Raw genomic sequence first — 26,667 nt, forward strand, 5'->3', positions numbered from 1 at the left:
CTTTGCTTCCGCTGAATTTTGAGGTGGGGGTCTTACTGCCCGTTAAAGCGGGATAAAAATTCGAAGCCTAATATAAAAGCGATTTTAGTTTCAAAATGAAGACTTGATCTTTAAAGCTCTCTTAGCTATTAAAAAGCTCATTTTCCGATTTTATGTCACTTTGAATCACCTCCAGCATCAGTATAACCTTGAAGGCACGCTGTTGTACGCATTTTGGAATGTAACAGCAAGATATCAAAGTTACGATGACAAGTTTTTATGTAATTATACGTAATCAAATCTGCACGATTTGAGGAAAAGAACAATCTGTAAATCTAAGGGTATCAAGTTTGAATTCAACTCGTCCAAATATACACTTGGATTGGAACGATACTTTTATAGCGATGATATATCAAGTTACCCTTTCCTAGGATTCTTCAGAAAGAACAGCGTATTTTTTCATATTAGGTGTTATTTTGTTTTGTTAGTTTAATAGCGATGTAGCACTCCCCTTTCAAAATAGTAAAGTATAAACATGAAAAAACTCCCAACAAATTTTGTTAGGAGTTTTTTCAAATACGCGATATTTATTTAATCTTCATTATTGAGTTCTATTGTACCTGTTCTAGCACTAACCTTTAAAATATTTAACAAATTATCAGGTGTCTTGATTTCCACTTCATATTCAAATTTTGATTGTGCTAAGTTGTCATCTTCTAACTCGAATTCTTTTTTCAGATTAATAATTTCTCCATTTGTATGAGCTAAAGAAATTTCACGAACTTGTTTCTCTGTGTAGTTTTCATTCTTTTTTGCATAATTGTAACCCATACCATAATATCCACCGACAATAGCAATACCACTTACTAAAATAGCAATTACACTTATAATTATTTTCTTTTTATGCTTTAACATTTTCATCCACTCCTTAATGATTAATCCTCTATTCCAAATCTTGCTTCAAGCGCATTTTCTGCTTGCTCTAATTGATCTTCCAGTATATCGTGTTCTTTTTCTTGCGTTTGATATTGTTCAACAGTTATCGTTCCAGCGTGATAATCTGCTTCTAGCTGATTATCAGATAGATCTATCTTGTTATCCAATTGATCAATTTCTTTTTTTGCTGCTAAGTACGTATTTAAGTTATCTTCTTTTGCTCCAACTGGTTTCGTGTTATTTGCCTTTTCTACAATAGATATGACTTCGTTTTTGAAATCTTGTATTTGCTTCTTATCATTTGTAGCAGCTTGTGTTTTGTTTGGTTCTTGTTGTAGTTGAGCGACTTCTTTTTGTAATTTATCATTTTCCACTTTCAGTTGTTGTACTTCTGTATTGTTATCAGCTTGAGTAGAACAAGCTGTTAAGAATAAACAGGACATTGCTCCAATCAGCATCCATTTTCCCATTCTGTTTTCCTCCCTTTACATGTGCACCTTATCCTTGCCTTTATATTACTGAACAAACATTAAAGGAAGATTAATGTACAAAAAAATAAAGTGAAGGCTTTTACAGGTAGTTAATCCCTACCTAACTCCCTCGCATTCACCAAATTTTGAGGGAGTAGTCTTACTGCCCGTTAATGCGGGATAAAATGATATAATTAACTAGTTTCTAATCTTTCTTTAATGTTTTGGAATTATAGTGATACATATTAATAAGAAGAAAAGGAGAATGTTAATGCGAGTTCTTATTGTCGAAGATGAACAAGACTTACAAAATATATTGGTGAAACGATTAAATGCAGAACATTATAGTGTCGATGCATGTGGGAATGGAGAAGATGCCCTGGATTATATAAACATGGCTACCTACGATTTGATTGTCCTTGACATTATGATTCCAGGAATAAATGGTTTACAAGTATTACAAAGATTACGCGCGGACAATAATGCAACTCCTGTCTTGCTTCTTACAGCTAAAGATACAATTGATGATCGTGTAACAGGACTCGACTTAGGTGCAGATGATTATTTAGTAAAGCCGTTTGCTTTTGATGAACTGTTAGCAAGAATTCGAGTGTTAATGCGAAGAAAAACAGGAAATACATCTAATGTGTTTGAAATCGCTGACCTAGTGGTAGATTGCAATATGCATAAAGTAACAAGAGGAGACCAAGTTATCACTCTTTCCAGTAAAGAATTTGCTATTTTAGAATATATGATTCGTAATAAAGAAGTTGTGCTGACACGAGATAAAATTGAGCAACATGTGTGGAATTACGACTATGAAGGTGGCTCAAATATTATTGATGTTTACGTCCGCTATCTTCGCAAAAAAATTGATAGCCAGTTTGAAACGAAGTTAATTCATACAGTACGAGGAACTGGTTACGTATTGCGAGTAGAATCATGAAAAGACTATCAATAAAAATGAAAGTAACCCTGTGGTATACGGGGCTAATTGTAATTATTATGGCACTCGTGTTAGCCTTTATTTTAACTTCTTCAGATAAAGTTTTGCTTTTTAATATGAAAGATCAATTAAAGAGCACAGTAAAAGAAAGCATGGAAGATATCGAATATAAGCATGGGCAGTTAAAGATTGACGATGATTTTGAAACCTTAGAAGATGGAGTAAATATAAGCATTTATAGTAAACAAGGTGAGCTGTTGGTAGGACATAGTCCAACAAGCTTTAATAAAAAGATATCGCTTAAATCCGATGAAATACAAACCATTAAAGACGGTAATAAAGAATGGATAGTATATGATTTTCTCCATAATGCAGGCGGCGATGAGCAAGTCTGGGTTCGTGGAATAATGACTATGAACCAATTATCTTCAACGATGAATACACTTATCGTGGTAACAATCATCTCATTCCCATTACTTATTCTTATTGCGGCATTCGGAGGATATTTTATCACGCAAAGGGCGTTTCGACCTGTGCAACAAATGAGTGATTCAGCCAGTAAAATTGGTGATGGTAAAGACCTTTCGAAGAGAATTAATTTACAAGGTTCACCGAAAGACGAAATGTATCATTTAGCACAAACCTTTGACAAAATGTTTGAGCGATTGGAGACATCATTTGAAAGTGAAAAACAATTTACATCTGACGCATCTCATGAATTAAGAACACCAACATCTGTTATTATTTCACAATGCGAATACGCTTTATCGCAGAGGACCAACCCGAAAGAAATGGAAGAATCGTTAGAAGTAATTTTAAAGCAATCACATAAAATGTCCGCTCTAATCTCACAACTCTTATTATTAGCACGAGCTGACCAAGGAAACCATAATACTTTCCAATTTGAATGTATCAATATGAGTGAATTAACGGAAATCGTTGTAGAAGAACTTTCATTAATGGTTCAAGAAGCTTCGATTGATATAACAACTCATATAGAGGAAGACCTGTTTATTAAAGCAGATCAAACATTGATGATGCGCTTATTAATGAATTTACTAACGAATGCGATTGCTTATAGTAAAGCGAGCGGAACTGTGCATATGCAACTATTCCGTGATGAAACCAACATAATAGGTAAAGTCTCCGATAATGGCATCGGCATCAGCGAGCAACATATTACTAAAATATGGGACCGCTTCTATCGAGTTGACGCAGCACGCACATCTTCAAACATCGGAAACACAGGTTTAGGATTGTCGATGGTAAAATGGATTGTCGAACTACATGGAGGAGAAATTACAGTTGAAAGTAAATTAGGAGAAGGCAGTACTTTTACATTTAAACTACCAATTGAAAAAAGAGCATAATTTATACGTGTCTGTCGCTTCAGAATAAAGATTGATTCGAAGGCTCTCTTCAATCCTTATGTAAAAATAACTGACGCATTTTAAACATCATCGATTTTATCATTTTGGACAACCTATTCTGTTAAATTAATATACATGCGAAAAAACTATCAAAATAAAACCCCAGAAATCCAACGGTCTCTGGGGCTTCATTATATATTTAGCTCTTTTTGCTTTTTGTTTTGTTTATGTCTATACAGTAACTTTCGACTTATTAGAGAAATCACTAATAAGGTCAGAATTAATAAGATAAGTTGCATAAATGATAAATCAAAATATTTAGCACCTGTAACGATTAAAAGTGTAGAAATCGTGCCTTTTACAACGAAAAAAATAATAACCCATAACCCGCCTTTTTTCCAGTTCATTTTATATTACCCTTTCCTACGTTTAAATTCTTAAAATATTTAATGATAGTTCTTAAATGTGAAAACTTAATAGAAATCTATTATATTAAAAAAAAATTCATGTCTAATTAAATGCGACGATTCTATATTAAGTGAAAATGATATTCATTGTCAATTTTATTGACTATTTGAATACTTATTCTTAATCTCTTTCTACTTTGTTTCTTATAAGCAATACACTTTTATATTCAAACAAAAACACCTCCATTACATTTGCACACTTAGTATGCGAATGCAAGAGGTGTTTTTTCATATAACATCAGGTAAGATTTCCTACTTTGTTTATTTCTAGATACGTAGCTATTTTTTAGTACACAATTACTGGATCATACGTGTTCAAACTATCATATACAGTTTTTGCAACATTAGGAAGAAGGTTCACACACCCGCCTGATCCACCTGTTAAATATGCATTATTTGCCCAGTCTTTTCGCCAGCCGGCATCGTGGAATCCTTGACCGCTATTTGTGAATGGAACCCAGTAATCTACTTTAACCGCATAATCAGCTTTCCCTACTGCGCTACCTCTTAGCGTATATGGTGTTCGTTTGTATAGAACGTACCAAACACCTGGTGATGTATCTTCACCCGTGCTATGTTTACCCGTTACTACATTTGTTGTAACGACTAATTTCCCATCTTTGTAAATCCAAATTTGTTGCTCTGCAATTGAAACTTCCGCATACGTGTCTCCGATGCCATTATTCGATGTTGTTTTATAACCGATACCTTCCTTCTCCCAACCATTTCCGTGAATATTAGAAGCAGAAAGCGACTTTTCGCCTTTCTCAAAGGCTTGTTGAACTTGTTTAGTTTCTTTTTCAACATCTAGTGCCCAGCCGTAGCCTTGCCCTTTTACTGATATGACTGAACCGGAATGCGTTTTAAATGAGAAATCTTTATTTAATGTTGATTTGGCATTATTAATTTCAGTAATTTTCTTCTTAATGTCACTCGCATCAATTGTAACTTTCATATCCTTTGACATAGAGGCATTTTGAATTAAATCTTTCGCTTTTAAAGGATAAACTTCATCCTGCACTTTATACTCAACAGACTGCCCAAGAAGATTCTGTAGTGCTTTCTCCTCTTTTTTGACAATCGGATCGTCTTCTTTAATAGGTTTTATGTATGCAGACTTCAGATGAATTTCGCTTTTATATTTTTGCTTATCGTAATCTTTCAGTAGACTAGTAACGTCATACTGTTTTCCTTCAACACTTTTCGAAATAACAATTTTCCCTTGTTCTAACTTCGCCATAGCATCTTGAGGCGCTTTTAATTTTTCATTCATAGAGATGAGCGTTTCTTCTACAAGTTTTTTCATCGTTTCACTACGATACTGATCTGCCTTCTCTGGTAGTAATGAATAATTTTCTCCCTTTGAGGAAGGGAAAAATGTCCACTGACTTTTTAATAGTTTCTTAACTTGAGGCAAATCTTTTTCCGTAAGTTCCGTTTTTGTATCTTTTTCATCTAAAATTTGTTGTTGATCAACATAGACTTTGTTTGCTAGTCCAGATGTCTTTAATTTCTGTATCGCCTGATCAGCGCTCAGACCACCAACTTTTGTGTCATTAATTGTAACATTCGAATTGAAGTGAGTTGCCTGATAATAACTCATTCCCCCAATAAGAAGTGCAATTACACCAATACCCACTGCGATAAACTTCCAATTTGTATAACGTTTTTTTGATCTTACTCGTTTTTGATCAATTTCTTCAACTGATTCATTTGTTGTATTGTTGTTCATCAATCTTTCCCCCGTATGCATTAACGTCAAACGATTTTCAACTAAAATCATAGACTAGTGTACCTTATTTTTCCTAAAATTTCATTATTTCCGACCACATTTTATCGCAATTTAATAATTAAATTTAGATTTTTTAATAGTACGATGCATTGAATAGCCCTTTACAAGTCATAAAGTGAAACTTAAATCAACCGTCACACCAAGAGATTTAGCTTAATATTCTAGGGGGAAATTTTTCTCTTTACGTAAAATACGAATTATATTATCCATTTTTATGAACATCACCCCCTAATTTTGTCAAAAAAATAAACGATAGTCCTTCTACATTTTTGATAAAAGGACTATCATTTTTTCAGTTAGAGTATTTGTATAATCGTTTAACTTTTTATTTCCTGAAGGTCAAACTTGATGAAGATGATGAAATTTCATCTCATAGCCTTTAAATGAAAACATTATGTTTTTTATGGCAACCAAGTTTATTTTCTTAGCTTGATGTCCCCCACATATCCAGCAGCCTAAGATGAAATAAGAGTCTGTTCAACTAGATTTTTTCTAATATTTTTAGGAGCATCTTATTTCACCTCGTCATATTTCACTAATTGAATTTAAAACACATCTGTATGCTATTTAGTAAAATTTACGATTCGAGTCATAATTATTGCAGTAGCCAAGATAATAATAGCGGTTATCAAACCAGATTCTCCAATCCAAATCTCAGTTTGATCTCCTGTACTTGCACGTGCGAAAGGTCCTTGAATAATGGCATTCCAAGTAGTATGAATGATAACCGAAGGCCAAACGCTACCTGTGATAAGTCGTAAATAAGCTGTAATATAACTGAATGGCACAATACAAAAATAGATGCCAAGTACTGAAAGTAGGGCAGATGCTCCCTCTACATATAGACCAGCAATAACAATTGGAACATGCCACGTTGCCCAAATCAATCCGCTAATAAGGATTGGGCGTGAAAACTCTGCATCGATTAGTCTTGTAAGCATATAACCTCGCCAACCCATTTCTTCTCCCATAACTGGAATTAAGTTAAGCAAGCTACCTAAAACTCCGCTCAATACTACTATAAAAATGAAACTTAATGGTATCGGTAGATACTGAAATCCAAGTATATGATAAATAGGTTCTAGCATACCACCTTGCGGGGGCTGAAACCTCGCAATTCCGCTCAACCAGGCGATAGAATAAGTAATTCCACAAATAATCATAGGTATTAGCAGCGCAAAACCAATCCCCTTCCATATCTTTAAGTTACCGAGACTAAAAGATACATCTTTAAACCCTTCTTTCAATATTATGCGAGTCAAAATAGAAGAAAATGCTGGGATAAACATATATACCACAATAAGTGGCATACTTTTAGTAATCATTACTAGTACATTTAGGATAATAGAAGTAATGGTTAAGATACTTAGAAAGAGTTGAAGTCCTATTTTAGCACGTTGGATTTTATCTTTATTGTGGAATGCTTCTCCGTGTAATAACATTGTAATCCGCCCTTCCCCTTTTATTCATTTGTTTATCAAATTTACTTCCTGTCATTTCAACAGCTACAACTTAGAATAAAAATATTTTGACATACAGATTCATTCAGCTTTAAAATCCCTCCCAAATTCATAATCTAGTCTTACTTGCGATTCAACAATTTAATTATTATTTATAAACTGTCATAGCCGATAGTACAAAAGTGTAATGATTAACCTATGACTTGTGTCAATTAATCTTATGACAATATGTAACTAGAAAATATGATATGGAATAAATAACAATTGAATTAAGGCAATTGATTCGTGCAACTACATGAATCAATCTTGCTTTTGAAAATAATTCAATTGAGGTGGGCAAAAATGAATAAGAAAAGAATGATTGCAATGGTTAGTACAGCTTTATTAGTCACAGGATGTGTGGAAGTAGGAAACGCTCAAACTGTAGCAGTCGAAAATTCAGGTCAATCAGTCCAAAAAAATATAGTTAAATCCATACAATCACAGGCTAACCCATTAAAAACGATAGAGCCGTCAAAACCATTTGAAGATCTAAGACCACTTAAGAAAATGATTGGGAGCGCGCAATATGTAGGATTAGGAGAGAATACTCATGGAAGCTCTGAAATTTTTACTATGAAGTTTCGCCTTGTGAAATATTTGGTTACTGAGATGGGTTTTACGAATTTTGCAATGGAAGAAGATTGGGGAAACGGCTTAAAACTAAATGAATATATCCAAACAGGAAAAGGAAACCCTAGGGAATTTTTAAAATTGTTATATCCTACTGATGAAATTATAGCCATGATTGAGTGGATGAAAGATTATAATGCTGATCCATCCAATAAAAAAAAGATCCAATTTATTGGGCTCGACTTAAAAACGTTAGACCAAGATAGCTTTAATAAAGTAATTGATTATGTAAGAGTGCATCGACCAGATTTGCTGGCAGAAGTAGAAGAAAATTATAAAGAATTGTCTTCTTTTACTGGAAGTATACAGGAATATATGAAACTTGCTCCTGAAAGGAAAGAGAAGTTTAAAGCAAACGCTGAGAGAGTAGCCCGATTACTAAAAGATGAGAATGAGCAAGCCAACATAGAAATAATTCCATCCGAGTACATCTGGGCGAAAGCAACGGCAAGTGCAATAGAGAAATTTACCACAATGCTACTTCCTAACGACTATCCAAGTATGATAAAGCTACATGAGCAATACTTGGCCGATCATGCGATGTGGGCACAAGAGACATTTGGTGGTAAAACGATGGTATGGGCACACAATATTCATATAGCTAAAGGAATTATCGATGAGAAATTATACCCTTATGTTGCGGGGCAGTTTTTGAAGGAACGTTTAGACAATAATTATGTCACAATTGGTAGTACAACTACGGAGGGGAATTTTACCTTATACAGCGAATATGATCCTTCCACTGGAGGTAAGATTACAACCGACACTATTCCACAAGATGTAAAAAGTTTCAATTATACTCTCGGAAAAGTGCCATATAAAATGTTTTTATTGGATAACCGTCACCTTAAAGGACAAGCAGAAAAATGGGTTAAAGCAAAAAGACCATTACTAAGTATAGGGGGACAAATCCTCCCGAACAGTTCGGTGTATTTTGATACTTCATTGTTTGAGCAATTTGATATTATTTTTCATATTCGAAAAACAAGTCCATCTCATATTAAATAAAAGTACAAAACAATCCCGTTCTTGCAGATGTAAGAACGGGATTGTTTTGTGGTGGATTAATAAAAGCATCTTTTTTAACCAGAAGTAAGCTGCTCTCCCCTTTTTAACATCATTTAGAACTGTCATATGACACTTTTACACTAGTGAGAATGACAAAAAAAGCAGTATGATGCGGTTATTACATAGATAGGAGCGATGAACTTTATGAAATCAAGATTCATCCAGAATGGTTATTTTTTATTGCTAACTTTCGTTACAGGATTGTTTTATTTTTGTTTTTATCTAATAGCTCTGCTATTTAGTTTAACCCTTTCATTTACTGTTGTTGGGATTCCACTAGTTATACGCGTACTACAGACTACCACACCCTTTATCCAATTCGAGCGCATACAGACGAAAATTTATACAGATATTTCAACAGACTCTTACGATAGAAGTATAACAATGGATACATCGAACTGGTCTCAGGTGAAATTAGTGCTTACAGATCGTCGCACTTGGTGTGCTGTCTATTGGTTAATGCAGAAATTTGCGATTGGCATTTTCAGTCTCATTAGTGCAATCATTTTTTATGTAATGCCACTTATGTTCCTGTTGGCACCACTACTGTATCGATACATCGATATGAATATTATATTTATACAAATAGATACTTTTGCCAAGTCACTCTTTGTAATGTTTATGGGTATAGTATTTACCGCCATAAGTATTAGAATAGTCGATGGTTTGACAAAGAAAATTGGGGGCTATACACGTAGTATGATTCGGCAACTAAATCAATAGAAGTTTGCAGTCTGTGAGTAGTATCGTAGTTTTAAATTAAAAAGTATAATAAGGCAGGAAGGATTAAATTATAATATAGGAAGTAAAATGGTAGGCTATTTAGGGGGTAAAGGACTTGTTAGATATGGTTAAGTATTGGTTTTGGTATGATTGGATTATGTTAGGGGTACGCCTACTTGCTAGTGTGTCTATCATTCTAGCTACATTAAATTTTCAGGATGGTTTAACATTACCACTTTGGATTATTATTCTTTGGGAAATTATTGCCTTCTCTGTTCCATGGGTAGCCTTACTATTCAATTATAAATATTATTTGTTCACAGAAATACTGCTGTATGGTGGACTATGTATATATTTAACCTCATTATTTCCAGGGGCTTACAACACATTTCTTATATCAGTGTTTCTAATTGCTGCGAATAGTAAGCATTTGTCCTATTATTGGACAGCTCCAATAACAGTTTTTGTAACAAATGGAATTTTCTATACAGTTGCGCCAAGTAATAGCTATTGGGTTATGGTCACCTATTATGGATTCGCATATGTAATGGGCTTCGCTTTTCATTTATTAATCGTCAATCATAAACAAAATGAATCAATTCGTAAACAAAACGCGGTACTTGAGCAATATATGTCTCAGATTGAACGCATTACACTGGCGGAAGAACGAAACAGACTGTCGAGTGAGCTTCATGATACAGTTGGTCACGCTTATACATCTATTATTATGGGGATGGAAACGTTGCGCACCGAACTTGCTACTGAAATGGGTATACAGAGGCTAGATTCTCTGCTTGAAATGGGACGTAAAAGCATCGAGGACGTGAGAGGTTACCTACATCAAATGGAGTCTCCTTGCCAATCGCCTTCCTTAATTCAATCTCTCCAAAATCTTGGAGCCGAATTTCAGGAGCACGCTCAGGTTAATGTAAGTTTTCGGGCATACGGAGAGGAATATGAAATGTCTCGGCAAGCGAAGATAGCGTTCATTCGTTGCTTACAAGAGTCCCTTACGAATGCAGTACGTCATGGTCAAGGAACTGAAATTATAGTTTCATTGCAGTTTGAACAACAATATACGAGATTAGAAGTTCAAGATAATGGAAAAGGAAATGTAGAATGGCAGGAAGGCTTCGGTCTGAATGCAATGAAAGAACGAGCAATGAATTTGCAAGGTCAATTGTCTGTATATACAAAGCCAGATGAAGGAATGCTTGTTACATGTACCATACCGCGACAAACTGAAATAAAAGATGGACTTATTCGTTTGTTAATTGTAGACGACCAGCCGTTTGTTCGGGAAAGTTTGAGGACACTACTCGATAGATATGAAGATTTAAATGTAGTCGGTTTGGCCGAGGATGGCAATGAAGCCATCGATTTGTGTGGGCGCCTTCAGCCTCATGTTATACTTATGGATTTAGATATGCAACACATGGATGGAGTCGAGGCAACCAAAAAGATTAAGCAACAATGGCCACATATCCGCATATTGATTTTTACCACTTTTCAGGATACCGAACAGGCGTTGGAATCGCTTCGCAACGGTGCGGATGGTTTTTTACTCAAATCTATTGAAACATTGGAGCTAGCTAATACGATCCGACTTATTCACAAAGGTGGGACACTGATTGATCAAGGAATGTCTCACAAAATATTTGAGAAATTTGATGAGCAAAAAGAGACACCACAATCAAAAGCAACCGCTTATGAGCTAACAGCTAGGGAGATAGAAATATTGCAGCTAGTAGCAAAGGGACTTCGATACACTACCATAGCATCAAGGTTATATTTATCGAATGGTACGGTCAGAAATTATGCTTCCACAGCTTATACAAAGCTGGGAGTCCGTAACAAAGAAGAAGCTGTTCAAAAGGCTCTAGAAATTGGAATTATTGAATAAGAAAAATGTTTTTTTGTTTCTCTACAGCAAGGTAAAATGTAGTTACAAGGTACAGTAGAAGATAAAGTGAAACTTTAATCAGTGGGGTTTGTTCATCCCCCACTGATTATGAGCCCTCACCAATCGTGCTGCCCGTTAATGCGGGATAAACAACATCATTACATTAATCTTTTTTAGGGAGTACAATTCCTTTAAATAATTGAACAGTAATCCAGTAATACATCGAGTAAATTACTACAAAAATAACAAGTGGTAACCAAATGCGAGAGTACGGAGCGATTACAAGAGGGCTAAACATGTTCATACCAACTAATATATGAGTAATCCCTACAATTGCTGGGAATAAGAATATGAAGAATAACTCTTTATAAATCGATTTTGTTAATAACTCTCGGCGAACACCAATTTTATGAAGCATTTGATAACGTGTTACATCTTTTGATGCTCCCGACAGAACTTTAAACATTAAGCAGCTTGCCATCATTGCTAAAAATGCAATTCCAACGAAGAAACCCATAAACATTAGTCCGCTGGCAAAATCATGACTCATAATATATGTTTGATACTTACTACCCAATTCTTCCGCTTTCACATTTTTATATTTTGCTATCTGTAATTCATCAAGTTTTTTCCATTCTTTTATGTATGATCCAAAATCATCTGTTTTCCCCATAAACACAATACTTTCTTTCCCCTTCAATCCATTGTATATGTTATAATCTACAATTTTTATTTCATAATCAGGATATAAATAATTGGGCTGGATCGTTCTGAAAACCTGAATCCATTGTTTTGTGTCTGTCTCTCCTTCAGCCCGTTTTATTGAAAATGCACCAATTGGTATTTCCTCTGAAGCTTTCTCTATTTTCATACCTTGCAAGAAAGGGCGATTTTTCTCTACATCTTCTTTAAGATAATAAACATATCTATCATCAACTTTGTAATGATATTCAAGTTTTTCTTGAAATAAGATACTACCCAAAATTGTCTTTTCTTCCACTGTTGGATTATGAATGACTGAATCGTAAATTTGTATTTGATCTGTAATTTTTAGGATGTTGTTTTTAAATGCCATACCACAAGCAATTCCACCAGCACCAAGAGCCACTAAAATTGCTACTGTTGCAAGCACATTTGTTAGACTATTAATGCGGAAATTTAATTGTGCAAAAGTAAAAGCATTGAGGCCTTTTTCACTACGTTTTTTATTACTCTTTAGCTTGTTAATCATAACTGGAAGAAGTGATCCAAATATAAGGTAAGTACCAACAGTTGCTGAGATTAATCCAACAGCCATTAATCCCAAAACAATTAGCGAATTTGCATATGATATATAAATAAGTGATGCATAACCAATACCCAATAAAAGAATACCAAGGAATGCAACTACAACTGTCATTTTTCCTTTTATGGCAACACGTTCTGTTTGTTCATCAGCATGTACAAGTTGCAGTACAGAAATACGAGATAATTTAATACTATTCATAATTGCAGATAATACAAAGAGTGCAAAGAAAAAGATGCAAGTAATAGCTATAGATGGCAGATAAAATGCTTTATAACCTTCGCCAGTAAACTCGAGTTGTTTCATTAATAGCTGACCGATACCTTCTGCAAGTCCTACACCAATTGTAATTCCAATCAAAAGAGAGGTGGCACCTAATATGATTGTTTCAATGAACATAAGTAAGGTAACTTTATGCTTTTTTGCTCCTAACATCATATACATACCAAATTCTTTTTGACGAAGAGCTGATAAGAAAGAGTTTGCATATAAAATATAGAAAAATGTGATAATCGCTAACAAAACGGAACCAATTTTAAAGACAGCCACAATATCCCTAATAGAAGAGTTAGATTCAAGGAACGTTTTATTGGATGCTAGCGTTTGAAACATATAAAAAGTTGAAATAGAGACAATAAGACCAACAAGTAAAACAATGTAATCTTGCAACTTACTTTTTAGGCCTGACATAGAAAGCTTAAATAACATGATTGAACTTCCTTCCTTACGCTTTTTGTGTGCCTAAGTTTGCAAGCACATCTAAAATTTCTTTATAGAATTCTTCACGGGTACTACCGCGATGAATTTCTTTATATAACTCACCATCTTGAATGAATAAAATACGTTGACAGTAACTTGCGCTGTAAGGATCATGCGTAACCATCATAATGGATACACCTTGCTCTTTATTTAAGCTTGTCATGGCATTAAGTAAACTCGTTGCATTTTTAGAATCTAGAGCTCCAGTCGGCTCATCTCCCAAAATAATTGCTGGTTCATGAACTAACGCACGTGCTGCTGCGGAACGTTGCTTTTGTCCACCAGATACTTCAGAAGGATATTTTTGAAGTATCGCTGTAATGCCTAACATATCAGCTACTTTTTCTACTTTCTTTCCAATATTACGAGATGAAACACCTTGAAGTGAAAGTGGGAGTGCGATATTTTCATAGATAGATAAATTCTCCAATAAGTTAAAGTCTTGGAAAATGAATCCTAACTTTTGTGAACGAAAATCAGAAAGTTCACCCTGCTTCATCCTCGTAATATCCGTTCCTGCAATTTCAACAACGCCGCCTGTCGCTTTATCTAACGTTGAAATTACATTTAATAATGTTGTTTTACCAGAACCAGAAGGCCCCATAATACCAACAAACTCTCCCTCTTGAATTGAGAATGATACACCTTTTAATGCGCGTGATTGATTCTCACCTTTTTTACCGTACAATTTTTGAATGTTTTTTACATCTACAACTGGCTTTATCATTTATATCCTCCTACATTTTTTTATTTCATTACAATAAGCTACAATGAAATCTTTCCTTTTATCTTCTTTGCTCACCTCATCACTTTGAATACACCCATGATAAACTATGAAAATTAGGAAACACCCCGTAAAATCCTTAAGATTTCTTAAGTTTTAAAAAAAGCTCATGGAACCTGTAGTTCCATAAGCTTTCTATCTAATTGGATGTTCAACAATAAAAGACATCCAACCATCTTTATATTCTGCATGTATATTACCATGATGAAGTTCAACAATTCTTTTTGAAATAGCAAGCCCCAGTCCATTTCCCTGGTCATCTTTTCTTGCCTTGTCCCCCCTAAAAAACCTTTCAAACAATTTATTTGGATCGCTAACAGGCGGTTTCTCGACTTTATTTGACACTTTCAACATTGCCTTGTTACCTATTAGTTCAAGACATATAGATAATTCGGATGGTTTCATGCTGTACTTTATCGCATTCATAAAAAGATTTTCATAAACACGTACCATTTTTTCTACATCTATGAAGATAGGTATTGTTTCTTGCGTGATTGATTTTTGAACGATTAAGCTTTCCTTTTCAAATATAGGAATGTATTCTCCAACTATTTGCTCCAACAAACCCGATAAATCAACTTCATTAAGATTTAACTTAGCATCTATGCCTGATAAACGAGTATATTCAAACAACTCATCAATTAAATATTTCAATCTCTTTGATTTTAAATAAGTGGTTTCAAGGTATTCCTGTAATTGTATGTTACTGTTGTATTGCCCTCTTTTTAATAAATCTATATAGCCAATAATAGATGTTAAAGGTGTGCGTAAATCATGAGATACATTGGTGATAAGTTCATTTTTTGTACGTTCTAATTGTCTTTCTTGTTCAAATGTATTCTCCAATTCCTTGGACATATAGTTGATATTTTGAGCAAGTTGGGTCAATTCGTCCTTCCCCTTAATCCCAATTGTTAAACCCAGTTTTCCATTTGCAATATCATTCACATTTTCCGAAATGAGCTTCAAATATACTATTTTCTTTCGAACCAATAGCAAAAAGATTACTATAAAGTTTAAGATTGCGAACGTAAATAAGAACAACATTGCGAGTCTCACTTCAAACATGCCAAAATCTTCGTGTTTTATAAAAAATGGATCTATGACGTATTGCACAATGAGAATTGTTAAACCAAATGAAATAAAAAAACTAATTGCAACAGCACCAAGAAGTTTTATAATAATCTTATTTCTGAAACTAACATTCTTCATATTTTATACCCAATTCCCCAAACAGTTTTAATATAAATGGGATGTTTAGAATCTTCTTCAATTTTGTCTCTTATTTTTGTAATATGCACCATGACGGTATTATCTGATTTATAAAAAACTTCTTTCCAAACTGCTTCATATATTTTTGCTACACTCAGGACAATCCCTTTGTTGCGGGCAAGTAGTTCGAGAATAGCAAACTCTTTTGGAGTTAACCTTGTTTCTTTTCCCCTTACCCATACTTGACGAGTATCTGTATTTACGGTTAAGTCACCAATTTCTAGAATGCTTTTATTATGTTCTATGGACGTATTGTATTTTTTAAACCTTCTTAATTGGGATTTTACCCTAGCGATTAATTCTAGTGGGTTAAACGGTTTTGATAAATAATCGTCTGCACCAGAAGCTAGGCCCTGAATTTTGTCTATATCCTCAGATTTTGCAGATAGCATAATGATAGGCATATTGCGATCTTCCCTAATTTTCATACATGCTTCAATGCCATCCATATTCGGCATCATAATATCTAAAATAATCAAATCAAATTCCTTTTCTTCTAACAGTTGTAAAGCTTGTATAGCATCTTCTGCCTTTTGAGTTTTTAGACCTTCATTTTCCAGATATACAGAGATTAGATTTCTAATCTCTTTATCATCATCAACAATAAGAATTTTTGACTCCATTTTATTCCTCCACATTAAATGCAATAAGTATACAATAAAGCATATATTTGTTGTTACTTAGTTAATAAACTTAATAGAGATGGTTTCTATCTTTTTTCTTTACTTAAGACGATTCTTTGTAAAATACATAAAAAGACCGTCACAGTATTGTGACGGAAAAACAGGAAAATTTCAATAACTAATTACTATTATTATTTATTTGTAGTTTTTAAGGCATCTAACGTTATTTTGGTTGCTTCTGCAATAAGCTTATCATCGTATTTAGCATCCTCTTTATCATGATTAGAAAGTATCGCAAGAACAATTGGCTTTTTATTTGGTGGCCAAATAATTGCGATATCATTTCTAGTTCCATAAGATCCCGAGCCCGTCTTATCAGCTACTTCCCATCCTCCTGGAACTCCAGCACGAATTAAGTTGTCTCCCGTAGTATTCCTTTTCATCCAATCTATTAATAAATCCCGTTTCTCAGTTGAAAGTACATCTCCTAGCGTGAAAGCCTGAAGACTAGTAGCTAATGCCTTTGGGGTACTAGTATCATGTACGTCTCCTGGATGCACTTCGTTTAATTCTGGTTCAAAACGTTCAGGATTTGTAACGGTATCTCCTATTTCTCTCAGTGATTTTTTGAATTCACTAGGTCCACCTAATTGTTTAAGAATAAGATTTTGTGCAGTATTATCACTATATCGAAGGGAAGCATCTGCAAGCTCTTTCAGAGTCATACCTCTATCAACATACTTTTCTGTAATTGGATTGTAATTAACAAGATCTTCACGAGTATACAAAACTCTTTGATTTAGATCTTCTATTGATTTCTTTTGTAAAAGTACTCCCACAGCTAAAGCTTTGTGGGTAGATGCGTATGCAAACCGTTTATCTGATTGATACGTAACGGTTTGATTCGTATCAGTGTCCAATGCATAAATACCGAGTTTAGCATCAAATTCTTTTTCAAGTTTAGCAAAAGAATCATTACTAGTAGTTTCTTGTTTGATTTGATTTGTTTGTTTCGTTTGTTTAGGTGATTCAGATTGAGTATTACTATCGGAACAGCCTATAAGCGTTGCACATGAAAGAAATACTACAGGTACCATCTTTTTGTAATGTAAAATGTTAAAAAACTTGTTTAAGACTATCATACATTTTCAACCTCTTTCAAGAATATATGGTTTTTCTAGGTGTTATACATACCGATACAATTAAAGAGTGTATCGGATATCACTCTTCTTGCATCTCACTTTTCATAAAATGATTGAACTATCATGAACACCTGTTTTATACGTATACTTAATAGACAACCTAAGTAACAAGTTTGTTCCATTTTTATCAGTAGTCGTATCTAGAAACCTAAAAAAGTCCATTTAGAAGATTTAAATGGACTTTTTCACTCATATAATACTATCTATAGTTAAACGAATAAGATTAAATACATTTAAATTTTCTTGTTTTATCTAATAAACTGTTTAGGCATTTCTTTAACGTGCTTATCATCATCACGCCAATCATAGGTTTCTTTCTGCGAAACATCTAAAGTTTGATCTCCAATTCTAACAATATTCTTATTTACCCATTCAATATATGGATCGGTATCTGGATAATTCCAATATATATTTTTCTCTGAATCTGTATCAAGGTTAACTAATTCACCCCTAACAGCATCCGCACTTAATGATCCTGCATTATGAAAATAAGTCTTGATGAGATATTTTCCATCTGGAGATTTCACTGTTCGAATTAATTCCCCTTTTGGAACACCTTGCAAACTAAAAAGTTTCCAATATCCAAATCCAATTATAATTACTAACATAGTAAGTATAGTTAGTAATACTTTTCTTTTTGTTTTTTTAATTTCACCTTTTGTATTTATAATACTCATTCAACTCCATTCCACAGAATACATACCATATTATACCATTAAATAAATGGTATAATATATCAAAAATAAAAATCCTCTCGTAATAGTATTATAAAAAGGGCATGGGATGGTCTCCCTATTTATAAAGTGAAACTTTAATCCCCCTCACCAATCGGGCTACCCGTTAATGCGGGATAAACATGAAAATTCCCCTTTAAGAAAAATATAAAAAATCAGACAGTATACTTGAATTGCTTTTCGCAAGAGAATATACTAGTAAAACAGGCTATGACGTTCCTTCCTTCTAACTTCTTTGGCGAAATAGGGATGTTACTTTCCTGTTAAACACATAGGCTATGACAATTCTTCCTTCTTTGTAGAAATTTCAAATTATTTTAGAGTTGTCAATTTCCTATGAAAAATAATTAGACTATAAAACCTCTTTCTTCTTTGGGATTGAATAAACTCTAGTTTATCAACCATTGATGTAGAGGTTTTCTTTTCTTAATTAACAAATTACCACTTAACAACTAAATGTTATACCTCTAATTTTTCACTAAAAAATAGCTATGTACCCTCTGTGCATTTCTCTACAATTAGTGTGTTTATGCATGTAAAAATAAAAATCTACCACTGAAAGGAGGACAGTCAGACTATTCCCCTCTTTTATAAGGAGTGAAGAGCTGGCGTTCTCATGAAAAATTCTATTTACATAAGAAGAAGTTTGAAAGTAATTATAAAAAGAGAAGAAAATAAACTACCGAACATTTATTTAGCCACTGTTTTAAAAAACTTGGAAAGTTTAGGATTTACTTTCTCCGAGCCTTTAATAGAAGAGTTGCAAACACTTTCGGTTGATGCATTCACATCGTTTTACAAAGAGTTAGTAAAACATTTAAAAGAAATGGTTGGTGCACATATTCAGTTTACTCCTATGTATCCAAACTTTCCGCAACAAATGATGGATTTAAGTGACGCTGATTTATACATCAATGCCGTTATTCATTATGTGACGTTACGCCTACCTGTATCAAAAGTAGAAGAACGACTTCCTCTTTTAGATAGAGTTGATTTGAAAGTTATTGACTTAGGAGGTGAAGAAGATTTCACTCAAATGATTTCTCAATTGATTAGTGCAAACAGCTCTATTTCCTCAACTGATAAGACAGATGTAGAATGGGCTATTACACATACTGAAGATGTTTCCTGTTTTCTACCTAATGTAATTCCTCATAAGGAAAATATGTCTTTTATAATTGGGGTTTTATTAATAAACAGAAAAATATCAGCCGATGCTGCTGCAAAGTATTTTAAAACAGCAACTGATGTTCTTCGCCTTGCAGTTGCTTTATCTGAAGGCGATGTGAGTTTAGCAACCTCTGTTCGATTCAAGAAGTTTAACCGAACAGAAAGACGCTTCCTTTTAGGCTTGTTAGAGCAATGCGGAAACAGTACCGAAGATATGCTTCGATACAAAAAACGTTGGATTCGTTTAGGTGAAATTCTTCATCCAGCAGAATATCATACTCGTTTCCCAAAAACCCACCGAGCGTTTGAGATTCTTCGCAACAACATTAAAGTTGAAACATTTAATGGAAAAATAGAAGCAGCTTTGTTGAATCGTGATATCATGACAGCGAAAAATCTTTTAAAAACTCGCCCGGGGGAATTTGCCAGACGCTTGGATCATTTAATCCGTTTATGTAGTGATAAGTCAACAGATGTTTTCAATATTCTCGAAGAGTTTCTAAGTATAATAGGAAACGTTTCTACTCCTGTATTACTTCAACTCACGGCTCATTTTAAGCATCGAAATGATAAAAATGAATTTCGTACCTTTTTTCCAAAGGGAAATGTAGCAAAAGCTATAGGTATTGAAAATACACTTCCATTTATCTCAGAGGATATTTGTTTAATGATTGTAAAAATGTGTGAAGATACTTTAAAAAAGCGCTTCGCAGAACTTCCAAGTCTCGGAAAAGTATTTTTGGATGAACAGTTAAAAAATCACTTAGTTCCCTTCTCTCAACGTTCAGCCAGCAAAGCGCTTCGCACATTATCTCGAGGAAGTAAAGTAGATTTACCAGAAGGAGATACAATTCGTTTTTTCCTATGGTGGAAAGAAGGCTATGTGAATGGACAACATACAGGACGCGTTGACATTGATTTGTCTGCTGCAATGTACGACGAAGATTGGCAATACAAAGAACATGTCTCCTTCACAAACTTACGTTCAAAAAATTTCAAGGCCTACCATAGCGGAGATATTACTTCTGCACCAAAAGGGGCATCTGAATTCATTGATTTCGATATTCCGTCTGTGCTGAAATATGGTGGACGCTATGTGGTCATGACTTTGCTTTCTTACACAGACCAACCGTATAAAGATTTACCAGAATGCTTTACTGGTTGGATGGTTCGTCAATATCCTGGTTCAGGTGAAATATTTGAACCTTCTACTGTTCAAGATAAAGTGGATATTACTGCCGACACCCAAATCTCTATTCCAGTTATTTTAGACTTAAAGGAACGAAAATTGATTTGGACAGATTTGTCTCTTACAAGAGATCTAACTTATGATAATACCATCGAGGCTAATCAAAAAGGTATGATACTAGTTGGAAAGGCTTTAACTAATTTAGTTAAACCGAATTTATATGACTTGTTCCGATTACATATTGAAGCTAGAGGTGAACTCGTTCAAGACATCAAGGAAGCAGAAAGCATTTTTTCTTTGGATAAAGGGATTACTCCTTTCGATATCGAAAAAATAATATCTGATTTTATAGCTGACCCACAAGGCTAACTACATTACAGACATTGATAATGTGTGGAAAATATCATCTATATGAAACAGGACCTGACAGATGAATATCAGGTCCTGTTTTTTATTTAGTAGATACTAAAATAGTCCGGTTAATCACTATTTATCTAAATACACTATACTAATGAATAAGCAACGCTACTAATAATGCCGACACACTTAACATACACGTTAAGGTACGCAAGTGATTCAGCAATGTCCAACGTGATTCAAATCGGACTCTAAGTTCAGCCCAGCCAGAATCTCTTACAGGTAGTTCCGCCGAGATGATTACTCTATTCATCGGGAGGTTTCCTGTGAAGGTGATCAGTAGCGTGGCGACATAACTGATCAATGCGATTGCGCCTAAAACGACTGTATCAAATTGCTGTAAGTAAACGGATAATACAACAAAACCAACCTGTGCTATAAGAGCACCGTTTGAAATAAAAAGAAACATCGGATTGGCCACTGATGAAGTAAAATGTCTAACGGAAAGAACGAAGGTACGATCATCCGCATTACGAAGACCAGGCATGACTGAATTAGAGTATGCAAAAACAATTCCAGCAACAATACTTGTCGTTAATATAGAAAAAAACGCTAAGAACTTAAATAATAATAATTCATTCATATGTTTTCACATCCCCTATTTATAAAATAATTACAAAATGATTTCAACTTAAACGTATAGCGTGTAACGGTTTTTAGTTATGTTTAAAAAATATGATATAAACTTACCCCTAAACTGAGGACGAACAAGACAAGCGCAGGTATTGCTTTCTTAAAAGGATCTCTTGCTAATACAATAAGAGTAAGTGCCGCCGCAAGCATCGTACCACCTAACAAGAATCCTGCTACTAAGGCTGCTACCGGGATCCAAATACCTATCAACATTCCAATCGCTCCTACAATCTCAAAAGCTCCAGTTAAGAAATTAAAGAAAGAAGGTAAACCAAATCTTTTAAACTCATCTGCCATTTTCCCGGATATAATTTTCGTTCCTGTCATTAAAAAGAACACAAATAACACAGCTTTTATAACATTAATTAAAATTAAAATAGTAATCACATCTTTCTTATTATTTGATAAAAACTCAGTATCGTTCAGGTAGTTGCCATTACCCTTTTCAATAGGAAACAGATAAAACTGCATGCTATAGCATGTATAAGACAAAAATTGAGTGATATTAGATATGAAAATGATTCTGAATCCATATCATACAAAATACAACTCTCCCTATCCTCCTTCGAAAAAAAAATTATATGCTATAGCACATATATAACAAAGCTTGTTCCTTATAAATAGCATCAATAAGGAACAAGTATTAATAGCGTGTACCATATAATTTGTTTAATAATGTTTTTAATTGTTCGATTTCTTCCTCACTCAAATTACTCGTAACAAAATTGTGAGCGTCTTGAACCACAGGCAAGATTGCTTTTTTTAACTCGTCACCTTTTTCAGTTAAAAAAAGGTTATGTGAACGCCTATCTTGTTCATTCAAAGTCTTCTTTACAATCTCTTTTCTCTCCATTGACTGTATCATTCTTACGACTGTAGTTTGATCTTTATCAATAGCTTCTGCTAATTCTCTTTGGGTAGTGCCCCTTTGGCTGCTAAGAACACTAATAATACCCCACTGCTCTGGGGTAACTCCATAAGGCTTTAACCTCTTCGTAAAATAATTGGACATTTTCACATCAGTACGATGGACAAGATAGCCTATTAAATCATGTAAGTTCATGTATCACCTCTATAAATTAAAATATAAAATGGATATAGCATACGAGCCAATCATTCACGATAAATTTGTTTGTTTCACTAAATACATGCTATGACATGTATATTAAAGGAGGTCATTTTAATTGTCAAATTATTTATCTATTCTAAGGCAAAATTCATCCCATACGTTATAGAAGGTATCCCTAATTTGATAAATCCCCCAACGATTTGACACTGTGCTTAAAACTGTTCAGCCAGTGTGCAAAGGTTTATTTTAAATTCCGTCAAGAAATTAGTTAACACCTTGCCCTTCAAGCAAAGATTATATAGCTTTGGTTTCATATGAGATTTTTTCTTTTTCTACAGTATCAGTCCAGCTTATTAAAAATAAGAAAATCCCGTATTCAATAATAAATACAGGATTTTTATAAATGAGTTATTCACTTATTCGAAAGAAGTTCATTAGTTACTACGTATATAATTAAGACAAACTCAGATACCAGCCCAAACATCTTTTCCATATCGTCCTTCACTTTGCAAACGATCCAACCAATTTCTTGCTTCTTGTTCACTGACTTCATGAATTTCTTGATATGCTTGACAAAGGGTATCTTCTACATCCGGAGCCATTTTACTTCCATCACCACATATATAAAGATGAGCTCCATTATCTAATAATGAAATTAAATTGATTCTATCTTGTTTTATTAAATGCTGTACATATGTTTTTGGATGTCCCTCTAGACGGGAAAAAGCTGTATGTAAAGAGATTAATCCATCTCTTTCATCATTTTCTAGTTCTGTACGATAGAGATAATCTTTTTCAGGATGACGACAACCAAAATATAGATGCGCTTGTCCTAATTTAATACCTTTTTGCTTTTGAACACGACGCGCTTGCAAGAACCCACGGAATGGTGCAATGCCAGTACCTGGCCCAACCATGATAATTGGGGTTTCTGGATTTTCAGGTAATTGAAAGTTTGATTGTGGCGTTCGAATGAAACAAATAATCTCATCTTTATTATTACGCCGAGCTAAGTAATTAGAAGCGACTCCTTCATATGTCCCTTCCCCACTCCATGCAGGCGCATTAACAACACCGACCGTAATGCTCAGACGATTCTGTGCAACGAGTGGAGAGCTTGAAATAGAATAGTAACGCGGTTTGAGCGCAGGAAGAAGTTCTAAAAAGCGTTCAAATCGGATTTCACAAGCCTCATACTTTTCAAGAAGATCCAACATTGAAATACGTTTCTTTAATATTTGTTCATGATAAACTCCTTCTTCTAATAATGATTCCAATTCTTTTTTATGAGGAGGGCATGCTGTGAATGTTACCATTTCTCGTATTTGTGCTCGAGTGGCTGCTTCTTGAACTTCGACACTATAACTAAGAAGGTCCAATAAACTAACAGGACTGTCTAAAGGTATGTGATTTATACTTCGTCCACTTGCACTCAGTATGACTTGATCCTTCCCATTTAATCCAAAGCGTTTTAAAATTCGGTTGATATTTTTCTCGCTATTAATTGGCAGCACTCCAAGATGGTCTCCTTCTTGATACGTAGCACCTTCTGGCAAGGATACCTCGATATGTCGCGTACTTCTATCACTGCTGGATGATTGGAGTTCACGATTTTCTAGTATAGATGCATAAACTGCTTCATATGTTCGTGCAAGAGGAGATCCTCCAAGACGACTGACAAACTGTAGACTCAAAGTACTGCGTTCTTTTTCCATATTTTTGTTGAGTTCCAATCCAAATGCCTTCATCGCATCAAACCACATGCTTTGTTTCCATTGCTCGAGCTGTTCCTCGAAATCACCACTTGCATCCGCTTCTCCGCGTTTAGAAAATCTTGTTGCTCCTTTTTGAGCCATCTGCTCATCAATGTATCTTGGAATCCGTTGATAGGTACTAGCCCAATTATGATCTCCACAACCAAAAACTGCGTATTGAACACCTTTTAGCTCATCCGGTTTTAGTTCCTCCAACCACTGCACAAACTGTCCTGCATTACTTGGCGGTTTTCCATTATAAGAAGAAGTTACAATAAGAACCGCTCCCTCTTTCGGCAAACTTCCAATTCGATCGTTAAGAGCTACTACTTCCGTTTGAACCCCTTCTAAACTAGCTGTATCCGCTAGTTCTCTTGCAATACCTTCTGCTACACCTGTATCCGAACCATACAGAACAAGAAGCGAAAGATTATCGGCCCCAATAATAGAAGATGTCTTCTGAACGTGCTGCTTAATTTCATGGGTTTTCAGCTTTTCCTCTATAGGTGCAAGAACAGTAGGATGGCTAATAGTTTGTTCTCGGGGTACAATCCTAATCTTAAAATCACCGGGCTTTAGCGTTAATGTTTGTTTTACGTCCAACTGATAGTTTTGATAATCGATTAATTCAAAATGTTGAAGAAGCATTCCCATTACAAGAGTGGCTTCATGAAGTGCAAACTGCATACCGATACATGCTCTCTGGCCATTTCCAAATGGCTTATAAGCATGATGAGGCACCTTATCCAGCTCTTCAAATCGTTCAGGTTGGAATTCTTCCACATTGTCTCCCCATGCATCTTTATCCCTATGTAGCTGTGGAATAAGAACAGAAATACGATCTTCTCCTTTCTTAATTGGGTATTTCTCACCAATTACTGTATCTTCTTTTGCATAGAGACTGAAGGCTGGAGCAGTAGGCCATAGACGTAGCGATTCATTTAAAATCATCCGTATATACTTAAGTTTCATAACTTGTTGGTATGTTGGAGTGGGATCTGTTAAAACCCGATCTACTTCTTCATAGGCTTTTTTCAATTTATCTGGATTCTTTAATAAAAAATAGATTGCAAAAGATAACAACCCACTTGTTGTCTCATGCCCAGCTATTAAAAAGGTAATAATTTGGAAACGAATATTTTCATCATCTAATTTTTCCCCAGTTTCCGGATCCTGCACATTTAACATACAGGAAAGTAAATCATTTTCATCTTGATTTCCATTACTTTTACGTTCAGCAATAATATTATCTACTAAAGAAAACATGGATTGAATATCATGCTGAAATTGACGTTTCGTTCTCCACATGAGTTTGTCTTCTATATCCAGTCGCTGCAATTGGTGCATAGCCTCATCTAGAGCACGGGTCATGCTAGTGATAAAAGGATGAGATGTCTCACGATAAAAGCTATTGAATCGGTAATTAAAACCACATAGACCAATTGTATCTAATGTAAGTCGAGTCATATCCTCCGGAACATCCACATTTTCATTCAGATTAAGTCTTGCCCATTTCTGAACGAGTTGTACGGCAATATCGACCATCATGGCATGGTAATCTTTCATTGCCCGTTGGCTGAATGTAGGCATCAAAATATTATGAGCTTTTTTCCAGTTAGGCTCGTGAGTCTCACTTGTAAATAATCCGTCTCCAGCAAAGGCACGAACCTTTGCTAAAGCACCCTCTATACTTTTATCGAACCGCGTTTCGTCACAGACTTCTGCTACCAGTTCATGTCCGGAAACGACAATTATGGTATCACTTAAAGTTTGAATTCGAAAAATGGGACCATACTCTTCCGCCAGCTTAATAAACGATAGAGTCGGTTTATCTTTATCGATTAATGGGAGATTACCCAGCGGTCCATATGTTTTCGGCTGAGGAATGGCAGATACTTTTTTTTCCATTTAAAACACCCTTTCAAAAAAGCATGAAATAAAGTGAAACTTTAATCAGTGGGGGTTTTGTTCATCCCCCACTGATTATTAG

At 34.6% G+C, this 26,667-nt stretch carries 21 protein-coding genes; 6 read left to right on the forward strand and 15 right to left on the reverse strand.

The features are described 5' to 3' along the window. Window positions 1-570 precede the first annotated feature (570 nt). On the reverse strand, window positions 571-894 hold the full coding sequence (locus RT27_RS19675) for a PepSY domain-containing protein (RefSeq protein ID WP_043937109.1): 324 nt from the start codon (window positions 892-894) through the stop codon (window positions 571-573). Window positions 895-914: 20 nt separating this feature from the next. Continuing rightward, window positions 915-1,385, reverse strand: a complete 471-nt coding sequence (locus tag RT27_RS19680) for a lipoprotein (protein WP_043937110.1) — start codon at window positions 1,383-1,385, stop codon at window positions 915-917. A gap of 271 nt (window positions 1,386-1,656) precedes the next feature. On the opposite strand from RT27_RS19680, the gene RT27_RS19685 reads away from it, so the two are divergent. Beyond that, window positions 1,657-2,331 (forward strand): response regulator transcription factor, encoded by a 675-nt coding sequence (locus tag RT27_RS19685; RefSeq protein ID WP_043937112.1) that lies wholly within the window; start codon window positions 1,657-1,659, stop codon window positions 2,329-2,331. Next, window positions 2,328-3,701, forward strand: a complete 1,374-nt coding sequence (locus RT27_RS19690) for a HAMP domain-containing sensor histidine kinase (protein ID WP_043937113.1) — start codon at window positions 2,328-2,330, stop codon at window positions 3,699-3,701. Before RT27_RS19685 ends, RT27_RS19690 begins: the two co-directional genes overlap by 4 nt. Before the next feature lie 191 nt (window positions 3,702-3,892). Here RT27_RS19690 and RT27_RS19695 read toward each other — a convergent pair whose 3' ends face one another. From RT27_RS19695 to RT27_RS19705, 3 genes are all read right to left on the reverse strand, one after another. After that, window positions 3,893-4,108, reverse strand: coding sequence for a hypothetical protein (locus tag RT27_RS19695; protein ID WP_001104104.1), 216 nt, complete (start codon window positions 4,106-4,108; stop codon window positions 3,893-3,895). A gap of 346 nt (window positions 4,109-4,454) precedes the next feature. After that, a complete protein-coding gene (locus tag RT27_RS19700; RefSeq protein ID WP_043315293.1) occupies window positions 4,455-5,900 on the reverse strand; it encodes a L,D-transpeptidase family protein in 1,446 nt (481 codons plus the stop codon). A gap of 623 nt (window positions 5,901-6,523) precedes the next feature. After that, the gene (locus RT27_RS19705) at window positions 6,524-7,402 is read right to left on the reverse strand and encodes a CPBP family intramembrane glutamic endopeptidase (protein ID WP_043937114.1); all 879 of its coding nucleotides are present in this window, start codon (window positions 7,400-7,402) and stop codon (window positions 6,524-6,526) included. A 360-nt stretch (window positions 7,403-7,762) separates the two neighbouring features. Here RT27_RS19705 and RT27_RS19710 point away from each other — a divergent pair, with 360 nt between their 5' ends. The 3 genes from RT27_RS19710 (at window position 7,763) to RT27_RS19720 (ending at window position 11,786) form a co-directional block, all read left to right on the forward strand. Then, window positions 7,763-9,100 carry an erythromycin esterase family protein gene (locus tag RT27_RS19710; protein ID WP_043937116.1) on the forward strand — a complete coding sequence of 446 codons (1,338 nt, stop codon included), beginning with the start codon at window positions 7,763-7,765 and terminating at the stop codon, window positions 9,098-9,100. A gap of 204 nt (window positions 9,101-9,304) precedes the next feature. Then, the gene (locus RT27_RS19715; RefSeq protein WP_043937117.1) at window positions 9,305-9,883 is read left to right on the forward strand and encodes a sensor domain-containing protein; all 579 of its coding nucleotides are present in this window, start codon (window positions 9,305-9,307) and stop codon (window positions 9,881-9,883) included. A gap of 115 nt (window positions 9,884-9,998) precedes the next feature. Then, window positions 9,999-11,786 (forward strand): hybrid sensor histidine kinase/response regulator transcription factor, encoded by a 1,788-nt coding sequence (locus tag RT27_RS19720; RefSeq protein ID WP_043937119.1) that lies wholly within the window; start codon window positions 9,999-10,001, stop codon window positions 11,784-11,786. 163 nt (window positions 11,787-11,949) lie between these two features. Here RT27_RS19720 and RT27_RS19725 read toward each other — a convergent pair whose 3' ends face one another. The 6 genes from RT27_RS19725 to RT27_RS19750 form a co-directional block, all read right to left on the reverse strand. Continuing rightward, the gene (locus tag RT27_RS19725) at window positions 11,950-13,779 is read right to left on the reverse strand and encodes an ABC transporter permease (RefSeq protein WP_043937120.1); all 1,830 of its coding nucleotides are present in this window, start codon (window positions 13,777-13,779) and stop codon (window positions 11,950-11,952) included. A gap of 16 nt (window positions 13,780-13,795) precedes the next feature. After that, window positions 13,796-14,557 (reverse strand): ABC transporter ATP-binding protein, encoded by a 762-nt coding sequence (locus RT27_RS19730; RefSeq protein ID WP_043937121.1) that lies wholly within the window; start codon window positions 14,555-14,557, stop codon window positions 13,796-13,798. A gap of 192 nt (window positions 14,558-14,749) precedes the next feature. Continuing rightward, the gene (locus RT27_RS19735) at window positions 14,750-15,826 is read right to left on the reverse strand and encodes a HAMP domain-containing sensor histidine kinase (protein WP_043937122.1); all 1,077 of its coding nucleotides are present in this window, start codon (window positions 15,824-15,826) and stop codon (window positions 14,750-14,752) included. Next, complete coding sequence (locus RT27_RS19740; protein ID WP_016081007.1) at window positions 15,823-16,509, reverse strand: response regulator transcription factor; 687 nt, start codon at window positions 16,507-16,509, stop codon at window positions 15,823-15,825. The genes RT27_RS19735 and RT27_RS19740 overlap by 4 nt, the downstream gene beginning before the upstream one ends. A 191-nt stretch (window positions 16,510-16,700) precedes the next feature. Then, window positions 16,701-17,651: a class A beta-lactamase gene (gene bla / locus RT27_RS19745; protein WP_043937124.1), complete on the reverse strand. Its 951-nt coding sequence runs from the start codon at window positions 17,649-17,651 to the stop codon at window positions 16,701-16,703. A 308-nt stretch (window positions 17,652-17,959) separates the two neighbouring features. Next, window positions 17,960-18,388 (reverse strand): DUF5412 domain-containing protein, encoded by a 429-nt coding sequence (locus tag RT27_RS19750; protein ID WP_000022542.1) that lies wholly within the window; start codon window positions 18,386-18,388, stop codon window positions 17,960-17,962. A 673-nt stretch (window positions 18,389-19,061) separates the two neighbouring features. Here RT27_RS19750 and RT27_RS34850 point away from each other — a divergent pair. Next, the gene (locus RT27_RS34850; RefSeq protein WP_016081005.1) at window positions 19,062-21,173 is read left to right on the forward strand and encodes a TerD family protein; all 2,112 of its coding nucleotides are present in this window, start codon (window positions 19,062-19,064) and stop codon (window positions 21,171-21,173) included. A gap of 139 nt (window positions 21,174-21,312) precedes the next feature. Here the strand turns inward: RT27_RS34850 and RT27_RS19760 are convergent, their stop codons facing one another. The 4 genes from RT27_RS19760 to cypD form a co-directional block, all read right to left on the reverse strand. Beyond that, the gene (locus RT27_RS19760) at window positions 21,313-21,804 is read right to left on the reverse strand and encodes a DUF1772 domain-containing protein (protein ID WP_016081004.1); all 492 of its coding nucleotides are present in this window, start codon (window positions 21,802-21,804) and stop codon (window positions 21,313-21,315) included. A gap of 83 nt (window positions 21,805-21,887) precedes the next feature. Beyond that, window positions 21,888-22,238, reverse strand: a complete 351-nt coding sequence (locus tag RT27_RS19765; protein WP_043937129.1) for a DoxX family protein — start codon at window positions 22,236-22,238, stop codon at window positions 21,888-21,890. Between the two features lie 259 nt (window positions 22,239-22,497). Continuing rightward, on the reverse strand, window positions 22,498-22,917 hold the full coding sequence (locus RT27_RS19770; protein WP_043937126.1) for a MarR family winged helix-turn-helix transcriptional regulator: 420 nt from the start codon (window positions 22,915-22,917) through the stop codon (window positions 22,498-22,500). A 470-nt stretch (window positions 22,918-23,387) separates the two neighbouring features. Then, window positions 23,388-26,585, reverse strand: a complete 3,198-nt coding sequence (gene cypD / locus RT27_RS19775) for a bifunctional P-450/NADPH--P450 reductase (RefSeq protein WP_043937127.1) — start codon at window positions 26,583-26,585, stop codon at window positions 23,388-23,390. Window positions 26,586-26,667: the final 82 nt, after the last annotated feature.

The sequence above is a fragment of the Bacillus sp. L_1B0_5 genome (assembly GCF_000836715.1).
Taxonomy (GTDB): Bacteria; Bacillota; Bacilli; order Bacillales; family Bacillaceae_G; genus Bacillus_A; species Bacillus_A thuringiensis_S.

Coding starts and splice junctions, on each gene's coding strand:
- RT27_RS19675 (WP_043937109.1), bottom strand. CDS start 894: ATGTTAAAGCATAAAAAGAAAATAATTATAAGTGTAATTGCTATTTTA.
- RT27_RS19710 (WP_043937116.1), top strand. CDS start 7,763: ATGAATAAGAAAAGAATGATTGCAATGGTTAGTACAGCTTTATTAGTC.
- RT27_RS19690 (WP_043937113.1), top strand. CDS start 2,328: ATGAAAAGACTATCAATAAAAATGAAAGTAACCCTGTGGTATACGGGG.
- RT27_RS19695 (WP_001104104.1), bottom strand. CDS start 4,108: ATGAACTGGAAAAAAGGCGGGTTATGGGTTATTATTTTTTTCGTTGTA.
- RT27_RS19750 (WP_000022542.1), bottom strand. CDS start 18,388: ATGAGTATTATAAATACAAAAGGTGAAATTAAAAAAACAAAAAGAAAA.
- RT27_RS19730 (WP_043937121.1), bottom strand. CDS start 14,557: ATGATAAAGCCAGTTGTAGATGTAAAAAACATTCAAAAATTGTACGGT.
- bla (WP_043937124.1), bottom strand. CDS start 17,651: ATGATAGTCTTAAACAAGTTTTTTAACATTTTACATTACAAAAAGATG.
- RT27_RS19700 (WP_043315293.1), bottom strand. CDS start 5,900: ATGAACAACAATACAACAAATGAATCAGTTGAAGAAATTGATCAAAAA.
- RT27_RS19715 (WP_043937117.1), top strand. CDS start 9,305: ATGAAATCAAGATTCATCCAGAATGGTTATTTTTTATTGCTAACTTTC.
- RT27_RS34850 (WP_016081005.1), top strand. CDS start 19,062: ATGAAAAATTCTATTTACATAAGAAGAAGTTTGAAAGTAATTATAAAA.
- RT27_RS19735 (WP_043937122.1), bottom strand. CDS start 15,826: ATGAAGAATGTTAGTTTCAGAAATAAGATTATTATAAAACTTCTTGGT.
- RT27_RS19685 (WP_043937112.1), top strand. CDS start 1,657: ATGCGAGTTCTTATTGTCGAAGATGAACAAGACTTACAAAATATATTG.
- RT27_RS19725 (WP_043937120.1), bottom strand. CDS start 13,779: ATGTTATTTAAGCTTTCTATGTCAGGCCTAAAAAGTAAGTTGCAAGAT.
- RT27_RS19680 (WP_043937110.1), bottom strand. CDS start 1,385: ATGGGAAAATGGATGCTGATTGGAGCAATGTCCTGTTTATTCTTAACA.
- RT27_RS19770 (WP_043937126.1), bottom strand. CDS start 22,917: ATGAACTTACATGATTTAATAGGCTATCTTGTCCATCGTACTGATGTG.
- RT27_RS19760 (WP_016081004.1), bottom strand. CDS start 21,804: ATGAATGAATTATTATTATTTAAGTTCTTAGCGTTTTTTTCTATATTA.
- RT27_RS19705 (WP_043937114.1), bottom strand. CDS start 7,402: ATGTTATTACACGGAGAAGCATTCCACAATAAAGATAAAATCCAACGT.
- cypD (WP_043937127.1), bottom strand. CDS start 26,585: ATGGAAAAAAAAGTATCTGCCATTCCTCAGCCGAAAACATATGGACCG.
- RT27_RS19740 (WP_016081007.1), bottom strand. CDS start 16,509: ATGGAGTCAAAAATTCTTATTGTTGATGATGATAAAGAGATTAGAAAT.